Source organism: Pontibacter sp. LHS2, assembly GCF_058932845.1.
On the sequence record NZ_JBZYWG010000001.1, the window covers coordinates 937,332 to 954,360 of the forward strand.

The 17,029-nt window shown below is 46.5% G+C and carries 12 protein-coding genes; 6 read left to right on the top strand and 6 right to left on the bottom strand.

Features of this window, described 5'->3' with window-relative positions; genetic code table 11:
• Nucleotide 1: 1 nt before the first annotated feature.
• Nucleotides 2-850: an ion transporter gene (locus AC5FX6_RS04090; RefSeq protein ID WP_493595751.1), complete on the top strand. Its 849-nt coding sequence runs from the start codon at nt 2-4 to the stop codon at nt 848-850.
• Here AC5FX6_RS04090 and alr read toward each other — a convergent pair.
• The 3 genes from alr to AC5FX6_RS04105 all read right to left on the bottom strand — a co-directional run bounded on the left by alr (nt 847) and on the right by AC5FX6_RS04105 (nt 7,260).
• On the bottom strand, nt 847-1,998 hold the full coding sequence (gene alr, locus AC5FX6_RS04095; RefSeq protein WP_493595752.1) for an alanine racemase: 1,152 nt from the start codon (nt 1,996-1,998) through the stop codon (nt 847-849). The two genes, AC5FX6_RS04090 and alr, sit on opposite strands and share 4 nt — an antisense overlap.
• A 7-nt stretch (nt 1,999-2,005) precedes the next feature.
• Entirely contained in the window at nt 2,006-3,181 is a 1,176-nt protein-coding gene (locus AC5FX6_RS04100) for an amidohydrolase (protein ID WP_493595753.1), read from the bottom strand.
• Nucleotides 3,182-3,300: 119 nt separating this feature from the next.
• Nucleotides 3,301-7,260, bottom strand: a complete 3,960-nt coding sequence (locus tag AC5FX6_RS04105; protein ID WP_493595754.1) for a PAS domain S-box protein — start codon at nt 7,258-7,260, stop codon at nt 3,301-3,303.
• A 472-nt stretch (nt 7,261-7,732) separates the two neighbouring features.
• Here AC5FX6_RS04105 and AC5FX6_RS04110 point away from each other — a divergent pair, with 472 nt between their 5' ends.
• From AC5FX6_RS04110 to AC5FX6_RS04120, 3 genes are read left to right on the top strand one after another with little or no spacing between them, the layout of a single operon-like run.
• Nucleotides 7,733-9,922, top strand: coding sequence for a PAS domain-containing sensor histidine kinase (locus tag AC5FX6_RS04110; RefSeq protein ID WP_493595755.1), 2,190 nt, complete (start codon nt 7,733-7,735; stop codon nt 9,920-9,922).
• Entirely contained in the window at nt 9,915-10,331 is a 417-nt protein-coding gene (locus tag AC5FX6_RS04115) for a response regulator (RefSeq protein WP_493595756.1), read from the top strand. Before AC5FX6_RS04110 ends, AC5FX6_RS04115 begins: the two co-directional genes overlap by 8 nt.
• Nucleotides 10,332-10,372: 41 nt before the next feature.
• Nucleotides 10,373-11,470: a sensor histidine kinase gene (locus AC5FX6_RS04120; protein ID WP_493595757.1), complete on the top strand. Its 1,098-nt coding sequence runs from the start codon at nt 10,373-10,375 to the stop codon at nt 11,468-11,470.
• 56 nt (nt 11,471-11,526) lie between these two features.
• Here the strand turns inward: AC5FX6_RS04120 and AC5FX6_RS04125 are convergent, their stop codons facing one another.
• Entirely contained in the window at nt 11,527-12,885 is a 1,359-nt protein-coding gene (locus AC5FX6_RS04125) for a sigma-54-dependent transcriptional regulator (RefSeq protein ID WP_493596639.1), read from the bottom strand.
• 232 nt (nt 12,886-13,117) lie between these two features.
• On the opposite strand from AC5FX6_RS04125, the gene AC5FX6_RS04130 reads away from it, so the two are divergent.
• Nucleotides 13,118-13,963, top strand: coding sequence for a mechanosensitive ion channel family protein (locus AC5FX6_RS04130; RefSeq protein WP_493595758.1), 846 nt, complete (start codon nt 13,118-13,120; stop codon nt 13,961-13,963).
• 6 nt (nt 13,964-13,969) lie between these two features.
• Here the strand turns inward: AC5FX6_RS04130 and AC5FX6_RS04135 are convergent, their stop codons facing one another.
• A complete protein-coding gene (locus tag AC5FX6_RS04135) occupies nt 13,970-14,812 on the bottom strand; it encodes a DUF1206 domain-containing protein (RefSeq protein WP_493595759.1) in 843 nt (280 codons plus the stop codon).
• Between the two features lie 60 nt (nt 14,813-14,872).
• On the bottom strand, nt 14,873-16,162 hold the full coding sequence (locus AC5FX6_RS04140) for an acetyl-CoA hydrolase/transferase family protein (protein ID WP_493595760.1): 1,290 nt from the start codon (nt 16,160-16,162) through the stop codon (nt 14,873-14,875).
• 236 nt (nt 16,163-16,398) lie between these two features.
• Between AC5FX6_RS04140 and AC5FX6_RS04145 the strand changes: the two genes are divergently transcribed.
• Nucleotides 16,399-16,998: a DUF4136 domain-containing protein gene (locus AC5FX6_RS04145; RefSeq protein ID WP_493595761.1), complete on the top strand. Its 600-nt coding sequence runs from the start codon at nt 16,399-16,401 to the stop codon at nt 16,996-16,998.
• Nucleotides 16,999-17,029 lie beyond the last annotated feature (31 nt).

A 17,029-nucleotide genomic window follows, 5' to 3' on the forward strand; every position in this document is an offset into this window, starting at 1 on the left:
TATGGCAAGTCAGCAAAATGGTTCTTTAAAACGAAAGCTCTACAGCATTATATTTGAAGCTGAGACGCCATCAGGGAGAATGTTTGACATTATCCTGCTGATTATCATAGTGGCCAGTGTTGTGGTGGTCTCACTAGAGAGTGTAGTGGATTTGCGAAGGGACTACCTGCTCATCTTTCAGACGCTGGAGTGGGCTTTCACTATTCTTTTCACAATAGAATACATCCTTCGCATTTACAGTTCGCAAAGGCCTTTAAACTATGTTTTCTCTTTTTTTGGGATCATCGACTTTCTGGCTATCATACCTACTTACCTGAGTCTGTTTGTAGTAGGTTCGCAATACCTGTTGGTGATCCGGGTGTTTCGCCTGCTGCGTATTGCCAGGGTTTTTCGACTCACCAGTTTTGTTAATGAAGGACAGGTGCTCTCCAAAGCTTTGCGTGGCAGCTTAACCAAAATCACGGTTTTTTTGGGTGTTGTGCTGATGTTGGTCATTGTGATGGGTGCTTTGATGTATGTGATTGAAGGCAGAGAAAGCGGCTACACCAGTATTCCCAAAAGCATCTATTGGGCCATTGTTACACTCACAACGGTAGGCTTTGGCGATATCACGCCTGTCACACCGCTGGGACAATTCCTGGCCAGTTGCCTTATGATCTTGGGTTATGGCATCATTGCTGTGCCTACGGGTATCGTATCAGTGGAACTGGCCAATGCAGAGCGACTGAACACGACTACCCGTGTCTGCCCAAATTGCCACAAGGAAGGGCATGCTTTGTCTGCCAACTTCTGTGATAATTGCGGTTATGAACTGCACCAGGCAGATGAAATAATCGGGAGCAACATCTAATCGATGATAATTCGGGGGATGTTTAAGGGAAGTCGCGTCAGCAGCTCATAATTGAGTTGTGTACTCAGTTCTGCGAAGGATGCAACTGTGATGTGTTCATTCCCCTGCTTGCCAAGCAATACAGCCTCATCTTTGAGTGATACATCCGGTATACCTGTCACGTCTACCATCAGTACATTCATGTTAACAATACCGACAACAGGTGCCCGGTGCGACCTGATCAATACTTCTCCCTGGTTACTTAAGCTTCGACTAAAGCCCCAGGAATAACCGACAGGTATAGCGGCGATGAGCATTTCACTAACAGTCTGATAACTCGTGCCATAACCAATATACTCACCAGCAGGTACCAGTTTCAGGCTCATCACGTGACTTTTCCAATTGATCAGTCTCCTGAGCGGGTCCATCCGGTCGGTACTAATCCCCATGTAGCGCTGGTATATTTCCGGGCTCGACCAAAAGCCATACTGCATGATTCCTACCCGAACCATGTCTAAATGCGTTTCAGGATATGCCATCACGGCTGCTGAACAGGCCGTGTGAAGTGTCTCTATCCGGAGCCCCTTTTGCTTTAAGGAGCGCACTGCCATATGGTATTTATACAACTGGTTTGTCACACGATCATGGTTTTCGCTACTCTCGGCACCAGCATAATGCGTTGAGACACCTACTACTTCAAATGCACCGGGCTGTTGAAGTATCATATCTGCAGCTCTTTCGATTTCGTGGGTATCTAAACCAATGCGGTTCATCCCTGTCTCCAGGTCGAGGTGGATGCGGGCTGGCTTTTGTAAAGAGAGTGCCGCCTTTCCTGCTTTTTCCAATCTGTCCAGCGAGAAAACATAGAACTCAATATCATGGGTGATAGCCCAGGTCAGCTCATCATCATCAATATACCCCATGATCATGATGGTGGCGGTATGGGGGAGTACCTGCTGCAGGCGATAGGCCTCGTCAGCACTGAAAACTGAAAAATGATCTACTCCACAGGTATAGGCCAACTTGCCATACTCTTCAATACCGTGGCCATAGGCATTCCCTTTGATGACGGAAGAAAAACGCACACCAGGCTTGAGCTGGGCTTTAATGAAATTCAGGTTATGCACTAAAGCCGAACGGCTTATTTCAATATAAGAGCTATAAAACATGAAGCGGCTAAGGGGTTAGAATGGATTGTGCAATTCGATAAAAGAGAGAGGCTCCTGCAGGTATAAGCTCATCCGGGAAGTCATAGTCAGCATGGTGTAACTGGGGCTGCTCCGGACCTGAACCCAACCCAAAAAGAGCCCCGCTATACCTGTTAGTAAAGTGACCAAAGTCCTCTGACCAGCGCACCGGTTGAGTTGCCTGCTTCACCTCCATGCTCAAATACCGGGCAGCCTGCTCGATCATATCTACTGCTTCACTACTGTTGCGTGTCGCAGGGAATTCTTCTACCCATTCTAATTCATACTTTAACCCATACTTACATGACACCAGCTTAACAGCTTCTATAGCAAAAGCTTTCAGCTGGTTCAGATCTTCTTGCTCAAAAGCTCGCAGCGTTGCCATCACGGTTGCAAATCCAGGGTTCGTTCCGAAAGCCACCTCGCCCAATCGGGCATGCACCACGGTAAGCAGGGTCAGGTCCCGGTAACTTTGCTGGTCACGTATCAGGGCGTTCAGTGCCTGTATCAGTTCGCTCATACCTTCTCCAGGGTTCAATCCATTCTCCGGTTCGGCAGCGTGTGACTCTTTGCCCTGTAACTTCACTTGCAGGCCTACTGAAGCGGCTGCAAATATTTGTTCCCGCACTACGACCTGTCCCATAGGAAGACCGGGCATATTATGCAGGGCGAACACATGATCGGGCGCGATCTCCTGAAAGGCTGGTGCATGCAGTACCGCCCAGGCCCCGGCGCCTGTTTCTTCTGCGGGCTGGAAAAGCAAAACGATTCGGCCTGTCTCAGGCGGACCATGGTGTAACAAACTAGCCAGCCCGACCAATATGGCCATATGCCCATCGTGCCCACATTTATGGCTTACGCCCTTTCGAATAGAAGTATAGGCCATCTCGTTCTGCTCCAGTATGGGAAGCGCATCTAACTCGGCACGAAACAGCACAGTGGGACCAGCCTTCACATCCTGTCCATTAAAAACTGCTGCAAACCCGTTACCTCCCAGGTCTGTGATAATTTCATCTGGTTGATAGCGCTTCAAAAAACACTGTAAGGTATGGCTTGTTTCGTACTCCAGGCCAGAGAGTTCTGGATGCTGGTGCAGGTGATGGCGCAGTCCAGTTATTTCATCTAGATCAGGTATGGACTTGGAGGATAGGGTAGAAGGTATCATAAAATTTGTATAGAACTTAATTAGGGCTTACGATGGTTTGCGATAAACCTTTACAAAAAAGCCTGCCCTGCTAACTTTATTAAGCTAACAGGGCAGGCTCCGATTTTATTATACGCTTTCTAGGAGGTTATCTCAGCACAGATGTCAGCCACTACCAGCAGCAGCACCTGTCCGATCTTTATAACGCCCTCACGAACTTCGTTTAAGCGGGACTCTTCTTTTGCATTCGACTCTACAAAGCGCACAATCTCCTTCAAAGACTCAATCTTCATGGTATCGATGGTAGATTTTACCTTATGGGCCAGTGCACCTACTGTTTTCCAGTCTCCCTGTTCCATGGCTTGCTGCATGTCACGTACGGTGATTGGAATAGTATCTGCGAAAAGCTGACGCGCTCGGTTCATGAAGGCTTCATTATTATGGGACATCTTCCGGATGATCTCCATACTATAAAGCGGTTCTGCGTGCAGGATTACCTCTTGTTCCTGTACGACATGCTTTTCCCGCAACTCGCCGCTGTCACGCTTCTCTGGCAGCAGATTGGCGATTTTGGCATACAACACTTCTTCATCAAAAGGTTTAGAGAGATAGTCATTCATACCAGCGCTCAGGTACTTTTCAGCATCACCTTTCAAGGCGTTGGCTGTCAGAGCAATGATAGGAATGTTTGCTTTCTTCTCGTCGCCTATAGCCCTGATCTGCAAGGTGGCATCTATACCACTTAGTTCCGGCATCTGAATATCCATCAAGACGATGTCATAGTCTGATTGCTTCACCATTTGCACAGCCTCAAGCCCGTTGACGGCAACGTCAAGTTCAAAACCCCAGTCTTCCATAATAGACTGCGCCAGAAAAATATTCACTTCATTATCTTCCGCCAGCAGCACCTTCACAGCACCCAGGCTGCCATAGTCAATATCGGAGGCTTCATCTTCCGGCAACTGATCCATTTCGCTCTTCGGGTAAGTGATCATAAAGTGGAAGACACTTCCTCCCTCCGGGTTGTCTTCTACCCAGATATCACCTCCCTGGCGTTCTACCAGGTTTTTACAGATGCTAAGCCCCAACCCAGTACCGCCATACTTACGGGTAATACTGGAGTAAGCCTGCGTAAAGCCTTCAAAAATAAGGTCCTTCTTGTCAGCCGGTACGCCTATACCTGTGTCAACTACAGAAAATTCAATGGTAAGGGTAGTGGGTGTTTCCTCCAGTGTTTTGGCATGCAGGGTCACACTTCCTTCCTCCGTAAACTTGATGGCATTGTTTAGCAGGTTCAGCAAGATCTGATTCAGGCGGTATGGGTCACCCTGCAGCAGTGTTTGTGGCAGGTCCAGTGTTCCAAGCTGTAGTGCGATGTCCTTTTCTTCAGCCTTGTATTTGAGGGTCTGGCAGGCGGCGTGCACGGTATCCTCAATTTTGAAAGGAATAGACTCCAGTTCCAGTTTACCGGCTTCAATCTTGGCCACATCCAGAATATCATTGATAACTACCAGCAGATTGTCCGCCGACTGATTAATGATTTTCAGGTAATTAACCTGTGTTTCATCCAACTGGGTCTTGTGCAGAAGCCCGCTCATACCTAGTATACCGTTGAGCGGCGTTCTGATCTCGTGGCTCATGTTAGCCAGGAAGTTCTCCTTCACACGGGCAGATTCCTCTGCCGCTTCTTTGGCTTTTTTGAGTTCACGCTCGGTTTGGATACGGTCTGTCACATCCTGTGCAATACCGATAACATAAGGCTCCTGACCGTCCTCACTTACTTTATAATTTTGGTAATTGAGGAAACGCTCCTCTTTGTCTTTGCGCAGCACACACAGTATACCTTGTACCACGGTATTGTCTTCAAACTGCTTCAGGTAGTCCGGGAAGCGTTGGCGGTCCATTAGCGGGAAGAACTGTTTCAACTCTCTGCCAATGAGCTCGTGCTCTTTGTAACCGAGCATCTGGACCAGGTATGGATTAACTGACAGGATTACGCCCTGCATATCATGCGTACACATGTAAGCCTGGCTATATACAATCAGGTCACGGTACTTTTTCTCACTTTTCTTAAGGGCTTCTTCAGCTAAACGGCGTTCTGTGATATCGCGTGAAGAGGACTGTATCTTCACAACGTTTCCATCACTATCTGTAATAGGCTTGATGCTGGTTTCCACCCAGATGTAATAACCATTGCGGTGCTTCTTACGATGCTGAACTGTCGTGTCGTGTTTCTCCTCCAAGGCTACTTTATGCCCCATGGTCCTCACTTTATCAGCATCCTCCGGATGAATGACGTCATAGGCAGAGATGCCTATCAAATCGGATGGCTGGAAGCCAAGCATTTCCTCAACGGCATTTGACACATAAAGGTAAGTGCCTTCAGGGTCATGCAGGCAGACAAGATCCCGGGAGTTCTCTGAAAGCAGCCTATGCAGTTCTTCACTTTCCTCAAGACGTTTGTTCGCGTTGTACTGCTCTGTAATATTCGTTGAGATGCCCAGCACATGGATTTCACCGTCTTTGGTTTTGAGTGGTTTTTTAATGGTATTAAACCATTCCATGTGTCCATCAGGCAGGGTAAGACTTTCCTGCACACGCAGTTCCTGCCCGGTTTTGATCACAATTTGGTCAGTATCGTTGTAATGCTGCAATTCATGCTGCACGTTGTGCAAATCGTTGGTATTATGATTTATAAGATCTTCCGGAGTTAAGCCAAATAAGGCGGCGCACTCCTGGTTGGCGAGTTTAAAATTACCTTGCCCATCTTTAACAAAGATGAGGGAAGGACTAGTATCAAGCACTAACCTGATAAAGTCATTTTTCTCTTTTACTTCTATGGCCGCTTTACGCTCTTCTGTAACATCGCGCACAATGGTAAGTACCTGCTCCTCATTGTACTTCACAATGCGGCTTTCGTAGTAGCGGGAGTCCAGTTCATAATTAATAGAGTGAAGCTGACCGGTGGAAAGCACTTTTTGAATGAGATCAAAAAATTTCAGGTTAAGCGGCGGCGGAAGTATGTCATTAAGAGTTTTACCAACTACATCAGATACTTCTACCACCTCATGTAAAGTGTGTTCATTGTGCATCTCCAGGTATAAACCCTTTTTATTGATGATGAACATGAGGTCAGGCATGGCATCCAGAATAGCACGGATCTTTGCTTCGCTGGCTTTGATCTCCTGCTGGGCATTGTGCAGGTCGGTGATATTGAGGCCGTGCCCTATAATAAGCTTAATTTCGCCTTGATCATCCAGCACAGGGTTCAGCTTCCGGATATGGTAGCTCACATTCCCCTGCTTGTCGACCAGCTTCTCCTCAAAGGCAACCTGACGGCGCTCCTCTATTGTCTTGATTAAATGTTTCCCTCGAGACTCGATCCGATGCAGGGGCACGTTACGATAAGCGCAGTATTCTTCGTTTGTTTTATTGATAATCCACTCACGTAGATGCGGGTCTGAAACAGCAGCCGGGTTAACGAATATATAGCGCAGCTGATTGTCGTATACTGCAACATCCGAAGGCAGATTGTTGAGAATGGCTTCATAAAACTCTTTCTGCTGGGCAAGCTCCTGATTTTTCTGGCGCAGTTTTGTTGTGTCTTCAGCAGAACCGATGATCTGGCAAACTTTGCCCTCGGCATCGCGCTTGAAAACTGCCTCTCGGCAGTAAAGAATTCTGCTGGAGCCATCACTGGCACGTACACTATAGGTAATCTCACGCACTTCCCCGTCCTGGGCATCGAGCATACCTGAGGTATGCTGGAGTAGAAGAGGCTTATCGGCATCCTGAACAACAGACATAAAGAAATGCCCGTTCATGGCATCCAGCTCCTGCTGGGAATAGCCTAGGATTGTTTTAATGCAATTGTTGAGGTAGATGCTCCTGTTTTGTTCTAGATCATAGATATAGACAATGCTCGGAACCATGTGCATGACATTTTGCACGAACTCTGTCGTCGTATCCGTCTGATGAGAGCGAAGTACTTGTAATTCGGTGGTTAGTGCGTTGGCTTTCGATTCGGCCTCTTGCCGTGCCTTTTTTTCTTTTTCGAGCTCTTGTCGCAATACTTGCAGCTCGTATGAAGTTTCCATCATGCAATCAATTAAACCCGAGTGAAAAGAGAAGCGGATTCATCTGCAAATTATCGCTTTTCGTTGGAGTAACAATCGTTATGCAGATATAATTTAATGCAATACTGAATAATTTCCCGCTTTCACATAAGTGAAAAATTGTAAACCTAAAATGCTGAACCAAATTTCAATTTAGGTAAATGCTAACAAGAGACAGATGAATATATCTATAAATATACCCCATGTAATTCTCGGCATAGTTCTATATTCTAATCAATATAAAATTGCATTAAATAACAAACAATGGGGATAATAGGGCAGGGATATCATCTATAACAAATAGGTATTAACTGCATCAAACGCTTAAAACAATCAAATATTCTCATTTTATAGAATAAATCATATTTAATTAAAATTTAGTTTATTTCAAATGTCAAAAAATAGGGCAACCTTTAAAACAAACAATTTATGATCTAACAGTAGAATATTTACCCTTATGAAATTTGCTCGCCTGAAGGAGAATTTTATTAGCTCGATCATGGATAGCAGTGCAGAGCTGTTCTCTGTCATAGATGCTTCAGGCAACTACCAGTTTGTAGGTGGTTCAGTCAGTAACCTGCTTGGGTACCAACCTGAGCAATTGGTTTCACGTTCGGCATTCGAGTTTATACATCCAGAGGACCAGCCACTGGTTGGAGCAGCCTTAGGAAGTGCCCTCTTCAATAGAACTACCGAGTTGCCTAACTTTCGTTTCAGGCATCATAACGGGAGTTGGCGCTGGATGCAGTGTCGTATTACTAACATGTCGGACAACCCCGAGATACGAGGATATATTACGAATTCAATTGATGTAACAGAGCGGGTGGAAGTGGAGCGGCATCAACTCCGTTCCCAGGCACATTACGAGTCTCTCTTCCATAATCACCCGGATGCTGTTTTTGAACTGGACCGAGGGGGCTTTTTTACACTCGTCAACAAAAATTTCCCAACCCTCACGGGCTTTGAGCCCGAAGAGATCCAAGGTGCACATTTCCGTGAGCTAGTCCTCGAAAAAGACCTTCCGATAGCTATGAATGCTTTTGTGAGGGCCTTGGAGGGAAATGCTCACCAGGTTGAACTGACAATAGCTAAACCTGATCGAGAGGAGGTATACCTGACCATCGCGGTTGTGCCAGTAGTGATAGGTCATGACATTGTGAAGATACAAGGTATAGCCCGTGACATCACGTTGCAGAAGAAATACGAAACCTACATAGAGGCGCAGTCCAAGCAGTTGCATAACATAATGGAACGGGTACCAGAGTCATTTTTCTCACTTGATCGGGAATGGCGCTATACCTACGTAAACAGCTTTTACTGTGACTATCTGGGTATGGAGAAGAGTGATTTGCTAGGAAAAAATATCTGGGATCTGTTTCCCGGATCGAAGAACACCAGTTTTTACAAAACCTGCCTTGAGGTGGCAGCAACAGGTATAGCTGCTGTTGCCGAGGAGATATCTCCCTATAATGAGGCCACCACTATCAATGTTCAGGTATACCCGACGGGGGAAGATATATCTATCCATTTAGTAGATATCACAGAAAAGAAGAAAGAACAGGATCGCCTGGAGAAGCTATCCCTTGTAGCCAGTAAAACGAACACCTGCATCCTGATTAAAAACAAATTGGGACAGGTTGAATGGGCCAACGAAGCTTTTGAGCAAGTAACCGGCTATACTTTGAACGAAGTGCTAATGCGCGATACGATGGGGCTGCTGGCTGGTGATGAAACCGATCCTAAAATGCTAGCCAAGATCCGTAAGCGCATTGCCAGTGGCAAACCTTTTAGAGGAGAAATCCTGAACTATACAAAAGCTGGCAAAAAGATATGGTTTTACCAGGAGATCACGCCTGTGTTTAGTGACAACGGCGAGCTGCTAAAATTTATATCGATCAGGACCGATATTTCGCAGCGTAAAGCCAAAGAAGAAGATCTTGTTAAAGCTACCCATGAACTGTTTCGGCAGAATCATGATTTGCAGCACTTCAGCTACATGGTATCACACAACTTGCGGGCACCGGCTGCCAATATCATGGGCCTTTCCAATCTGATGGGCCGTGTCGATAAAAATGATGCGATCTATGATCAGCTCGTACAGAAGATCAGGTTATCGGCACACAATCTTGACATGGTCATCCGGGATATGAACCACGTGCTCTCCATACGTGATCAGCAAGAGGACCTCCACTGCGAAACGGTATACCTGGCAGAGGTGGTGAACGAAGCACTGGCGGTTATGGAATACAAACTTAACCGGGAGCCCTGCCATGTACACCTTGAAGTTGATCCGGACATCACGCTGTTCTCCAACAAAACCTACTTACTGGAAACACTGAAAAACCTGCTTTCGAATGCTGCCAAGTTCAGGAACAAAGACAAAACGCTTGTGCTTCATATAACCGCTTGCAAAAAGAAAGAAACTGTCACTCTTAAAATCACTGACAATGGTATTGGGATGGACATGGAAAGTGTGCAACAAGACCTGTTTAATATTTACAAGAAATTTCATGTAGGTTACCAGGGAAGGGGCATCGGGCTCTTCCTGGTCAAGACATACCTGGAGATACTCAAAGGCAGTATCAAAGTATCATCAGAATTAAATAAAGGTACCAGCTTCAAGATTAAACTTAAAAACTATGCTTAGTAAAGTATATTTGATTGATGATGATGAAGTTACCCTCTACCTGACTGGCCTGGTAATTACATTTTATGCGCCGGAAACTCATTGCGTCAGCTTTGAACACGCACCTGATGCCTTAGCTCAATTGAGACTCGACTTGGTGAACGACAGTTTGCCCACCATGATCCTGATGGACTTGAACATGCCGGTGATGAATGGCTTGCAAATGTTGGAGGCATTAGAAGCCATCCTTTGTCATGCGCCGACCATACCACAGGTATACGTACTCACATCATCGATCAGCAACACAGATAAACACAACTGCAAGAAAAGCTCGCTGGTGCTGGATGTGATTGAGAAGCCGCTGACAGATAAAAAACTTGAGGAGATAAGAAGCCAATATCCACCGATTCCCTCTTGCAGCCGTACATAAAATAGCGTACCCATATGACTACCACAGATATCCCAATACAGATGGATATAAATAAAGAACTAGAACTGAATCAGTTCGAAAAACTTAACCAGGCGCTGTTTCACAACCATCCGGATGCCATTTATTTGTTGGATCTGGAGGGGAATTTTATAATGGTAAATGAAGAGGTTTGTCGGATTACAGGACAACCACGGGAGGCCCTGATCGGTCACAGCTTCGAACCGCTGATTGAAGAGAGCATGAAAGCCTTTACCAATGAACGTTTCCTGGAATCCATGCAGGATAATCCGCAGCGCTACGAAACTTCCATCAATACCGACGCTGGGATCAAATACCTGGACGTCACCAATTTCCCGCTCAAAAGCGACACTCGCATCCTGGCTATATTTGGTATAGCCAAAGACATTACCGACAAGAAAGAAAAAGAGATCGAGCTCGAAAAATACACAGAGCTGTTGAAAGTACATAACGACGAACTGGAGATATTTCGTAAAATTCTTGCCCATGACATGCGCAAGCCTGTTGCTAATGCACTTGGCTTTGCAAGGTTGATGCAGGGCAATCTGCCCGAGCCTAAAGAAAATGAGGTGAAGCGCTACCTGTTGCACACAGTAGAGTCCATTGATGTGATGCTGCGGGATCTGAATGAATTGATTGCCTTACAGTCGACCGGAAAGGAGATTAAAGAAGAAGTAGATGTGAACAAGACGCTAAAGCGGATTGTGAACTTCTTTCAGGATGAAATCAAACAGACAGGTGCAACCGTGGAGCTTGAAGTAGCCGATGATATTAAGATAAATACGATCAAGGCTTATTTCAATAGTATTCTCCGCAACCTTATCTCCAACGCACTGAAGTACCGCAGTCAAAATCGGCCTACACTTATAAAGGTAAGTGCCCATTTGCATGACGAACTCATAACGATACATGTAGAGGACAATGGCATCGGTATGGACCTTACCAGTATTGGCAAGGAACTGTTTCAGATGCACCGTCGCTTTGCACCAAAGGCGGCGGAAGGAAACGGCCTGGGACTGTATATTGTGAAGCAGCAGGTAAGACTGATGGGAGGTCAGATCAGGGTAGAAAGCAAACTTGACAAAGGCTCTGTTTTCACGATAACACTGCCTACCACCTAAGGCATGCTAACCTATCGGAACACGTTATTTGTTATTTGTTCCGATAGGGCTACACCTTATTTCACTGTCAGTTCATGACTTTGGATCATACGGTAGATCGTCGACTTTCCAATATCCAGCTTATCGGCCACTAGCAGTACATTATAGTCATACCTGTCCAGGAAACGCTGAATAATAGCGGTAGTGTACTCTTTCAGGCTACGCTCTTCTGCCAGGAAATCCTTTTCGGTGTGGCTTGCTGAGAAGTTTATATCCTGTTCCTGAATAGTGTCTTCGTCAGCTAATACTACCGCCAGTTCTACAAGCGCCTTCAACTCACGCACGTTACCCGGGAAAGCATAGGAGAGTAGTTTCTGCTGCGCTTCAAGCGACAAATTCTTACGCCCCAATCCATTTTCTTTGACGAACGCATCGATGAAAAATTTAGCCAGGATCAAAATGTCACTCCCTCTCTCACGTAAGGGCGGCAATTGAATGGGTAGCCCCAGCAGGCGGTAATACAAGTCTTCTCTGAAGCGACCCTTCTTCACTTCTTCAGCCAGATTTTTGTGAGTGGCCACTATGATGCGCACATCCACCGGCACCACTGCATTGCCTCCTACACGGGAGATTTCTTTCTCCTGAAGTACCCGCAATAACTTCGCCTGCAGACTGATGTCCAGCTCACCAATCTCGTCCAAAAAGATCGTACCCTTGTTAGCTTCCTCAAACTTGCCCAGTCGACGTGATACGGCTCCGGTAAAGGCGCCTTTTTCATGGCCAAATAGCTCACTTTCGATAAGCTCACGGGGGATAGCGGCCACATTCACGGCTACATAGGGTGTCTTTTTGCGAGTACTATTATAGTGAATTGCCTTAGCAACAAGCTCCTTACCAGTACCCGTTTCGCCATGCACCGACACCGTGATATTGGTTTTGGAAGCTTTGTCCATCAGGTTGAACACCTTTTTGATCGCATCGCTGTTGCCGATGATCACTTTACTGAAATCGTATTTCTGTCCGATCTCTTCTTTCAGATGATCGATCTCTTCCCGGAGCGAAACGTTTTCGCGTATCTTATTGATTGTGTTCCAGAGGCGCTCCGGTGTGTCTTCGTCTTTTACAATATAATCATAGGCCCCTAACTTCAGCAGGTCTACGGCAGTCGCCACATCTTCCTGGCCAGAGATAACAACAACCTGCACATCAGGATTCTGTTCTTTTATCCGCTTCAGTACTTCAGACCCATTTTTGTCAGGCAGCGAGTAGTCAAGCGTCACCACATTGGGACGCAAATGCATGCTGGAAAGGCAGTCATTAGCTGAGTGAAATTTCCGAATTTCATAGTCCGGATTCAACGACAGGTGATATTCCAGCAGCTCGCTGTACCATACGTCATCGTCCAGTATGAATATTTTAAAAGAACCGTTTGTCATCAGGTAGTAGAAAAAATAGCAATTGTTGGTCAAATATAACTGAAAAGTTATATCCTGTTAACAGTTTCCATATCAAATTTGGTTTAACTGCAGCGGTTAATTAACATTTCAATATAATGTTATAATTCGCCTCGGTTCAGTACTTTACCGATTCTGGTAATGCGGACTCAGGCCTGTCAGCTTAACTTTTGATGCTTGTTAGCAGTATGGTTCATTTAAAGCGAACAAACCTATGCAGGAATCAACCTTTACGGAAGACACCAGACAGCTTACTCTAAGCCTCCAGGATTCATTATCTAACCTATATAATAGCTTCGTGATGATATTGCCGGAGCTCCTGATTTCACTTGTTCTCCTGCTTATCTTCATATTTGTGGCAGGCAAGCTGAGCATCCTGGTTCAGAATAGGCTGGGTAGGAGGGTAGACGATCCTTTACTCGTTAATTTTGTGTCAAACATAGTGCGGTATGGCTTAATCCTGATTGGACTGATGATCATGCTGCAATTGATTGGCCTGACAGGTATAGCCAGTGGCCTGTTGGCAGGTGCCGGATTGTCGGCTTTTGTAGTGGGCTTTGCGCTGAAAGACATAGCCGAAAATTTCCTGGCCGGTATCATACTCGCATTTAACCGCCCATTCCGAATCGATGACACCGTAAAAGTGCGGGACTTTCATGGCAAGATCATGGTACTGAACCTGCGTAGCACCCTCATGAAAACTTTTGATGGAAAGGATATTTACATACCGAACTCCATCTTACTGAAGGAAGTAGTTACCAATTTCACCAGGGACGGCTTGCTCCGCATAGAGTTCATAGTCAATGTAGGTTTACACCACGACTTTGAGACTGTCAGGAACATTATCATCCAAAACGTTGAGAACCTGGAGGGGGTGCTGCATGAAGAGAAACCGGCTGTAGTGATAGAAGACTTCACCGCTACAGCCATGAATCTACGTGTTCTGATATGGGTGCATACCTATGACTATAAGATGACAACGCTGGTGCTCAAAACACAGGCGATGGACTGCGTGAAAAAAGCGCTTCAGGAGCATGGTATTATGCAGGCTGCCAAATAAACCTGTTTATGCGTTCGTGCTTATCACTTCACACTTGGCCCGCACAAACATGAACACGCCATAGCAGATCAGACCTAAAGCTAAGATGCCCAACAGGTACGAGCCATAGGAAGCCTCTTCCAGATATTGAAAGGCCTGCGAACTACTGCCAGCTTCCTGCGAGTTGGAGTTAATGGCAGCGCGCATCAATAAATAACCGATGATCAGCCACACAAAACCACGGGCGATGTAACCAAGCTTACCTGCCCGAACAAGTGAGGTTCTGACTTCGGGCTTCAGCTGCTCCGCCTGAACTTTGTTCATGTATTTGCCGGAGTACGCTCTGTAAAACTGATAGATGCCCATGATCATGGTACCGATAGCTACAGCACCTAGTAGCCATTGGCCGAAAGGCTGTGAGAGGAGCTCACGGGCCAGCGTTTGCCGGGAGTCGGCGCCATTGCCACCCCCGTTGCCCAACACTAGCTGCGCGGCCGTAAAAGCAAGGGCGCCATACACAGCCCCACTAAATGCGTAGCCGATGCGCTTTCCTATACCTTTGGCATCTGTGCCTTTGTCTTCGGTATCGCGAATAGCCTGGATAAAACGCCACAAGGTATAGCACAGCATACCTGCAACGACCAACGCGAGCAATATTTTCCCGAAGGACTGCTCCAATATAAACTGGAATACGCCGGTCTTTCCGGCCCCCTGTTCGGTCTGACCTCCAAGTTCAAAAGCAGCCATAAAGGCAAGTGCACCGACCAGGCAGTACACAACTCCTTTAGCGATCAGACCAATTCGGGCAAATCGTACGACCCATTCCGGACGGGGAGCAGGTATACGGGAAGGTGAGATTGAGATATCCATAGATCATGTATAGTAACCTTCCCATACACGCAAACTTATAACTAAAGTTTAGCACCCTGCCTACATGTTTTTGAATCGCTTATGTGCTTCTTCCTCCAGCCGTCCGCGATGGTCTGGATGTGCGATCTCTATCAAAGCTTTGGCACGCTGGCGCAGGTTCTTGCCATACAGATAGGCAACGCCATACTCTGTTACAACATAGTGCACGTGCGCACGAGTCGTTACAACGCCTGCACCTTGATTAATGTAAGGCGTGATCCGCGAGATGCCTTTGTTGGTGACAGACGGAAGTGCGATGATCGGTTTGCCCCCTTTGGATAAAGCAGCCCCTCTGATAAAGTCCATCTGCCCGCCTATACCTGAAAACTGATAAGTACCGATGGAGTCAGAAACAACCTGACCTGTCAGATCAATCTCAATCGCACTGTTGATGGCCGTTACTTTAGGATTGGTGCGGATAATGCTCACATCGTTCACATAGTCAGAACTCAGCATGGTGATCAGCGGATTGTCATCCACAAAGTCATAAAGCTTCCGGTTGCCGACGATAAAGCCTGTGGCGATTCTTCCAGGGTGCTTCTTCTTGAATTCATTCGTGATCACGCCTTGCTCTACCAGCGGCAGTATGCCGTTAGAAAACATCTCGGTATGGATGCCTAGCCCTTTGTGGTTAGTCAAGCTCTTGAGTGTGGCATCCGGTATACCGCCAATCCCCATTTGCAGGGTAGCACCGTCCTCTACCATTTCAGCAATATAGCGGCCAATGGTTTCCTCCGTTTTAGTAATGCGCTGGCCATAATCCACTTCTGGCAAGGCTTCATCTACTTCCACCAACGCGTCGAAGCGACGGGTATGGATCAGGGCATCGCCATGCGTGCGGGGCATCTGTGGGTTTACCTGTGCAATAACGTGCTTCGCACTGATTACCGCCTGGCGGGCAATGTCAACGGAAACACCAAGCGAACAGAAACCATGGCTATCGGGTGGTGAAACATGCACAATGGCTACATCCAGCGGCATGATACCAGAATGGAAAAGGTAAGGTATCTCACTCAGAAAAATCGGCACATAATCACCGCGACCGCTATTGACAGCCTCCCGCACATTGGCAGACACAAAAAGTGAGTTTATGTAGAAAGCATCACTGCAACGCTCCTCCGCGCAGGGCATATCTCCAAAAGTTGAAATGCTTACCAGTTCCACGTTTCGGAGTTCATCAGCACGTTCTGCCAGTTTGCCAAGGAGGTATTGTGGCGTGGCGGCGCTGCCATGCACAAACACGCGATCACCGGATTTTATGACAGAAAGTGCATCTTCAGCTGTTGTGTACTTCAATTGAGGTTGATTCATGAGTTCAATTTTTAATTGTTCTGCATCGAGCGTCTCGCTTAACTTACGGTATGTCAGATGCTCGGTTTGAAACACCCGCTAATTCGGGCCTTCCTATTTATTTATTCGCAAAAGAATATATAAATTTGAGAGCAAGCTATGATAAATGTCACCCTTAAAAATAAGCATGCGTAAGGAGGGAAGGAGAGAAGCTCTGATCCTTTGCCCACTACGCACCCACATCATCTATGAAAAGCATGAAAATTAAACTGCCAGCAGCGCTATACCTCTTTCTGTGCGCCATTACATTCAGTTCTTGCGTGGCCACATCCGGCATTGACAACACTAGCAGTATAAGTTCATCTGAAGGCGTGTTAAGCAAGAAGGGCACCTATTCCTGGTACCAGCCCACCCCTTCCGCAGAACCGGCATACGGTCAAGGCTTTAACAATAACCTGCATGAGCACATGCTGCAAGCCATAGAGGAAGAGCTGCAACGCAAGGGCTACAGCAAGACAACGGTGAATCCTGATATGCTGGTAGCCTATGATGTCAGCGTATCGGTGCCCGATGCCATGGACAAACCAGAGCTGTATGGACCCGGATTTGGTTATAGCTATGCTTATATGGCTGGCTACAGGTATAACTATGGCAATGCCGAACTACCCGGCTATCGGGCTGTTGATCTATTTAAGCAGGGAACCCTGATTGTAGATGTAATTGATCCTAAATCAAAACAGCTGCTTTGGCGTGGATGGACGGAAGGGGCAGTTAAAAACTTTGATGCTGGTTATGGCAAAATAAAAGGTCTGGTCCTGGAAATCATAAAACGAATGCCTGCCGCTGCACAACCATAAAAACAAAACCCCGCTGCTGAAGCGGGGTTTT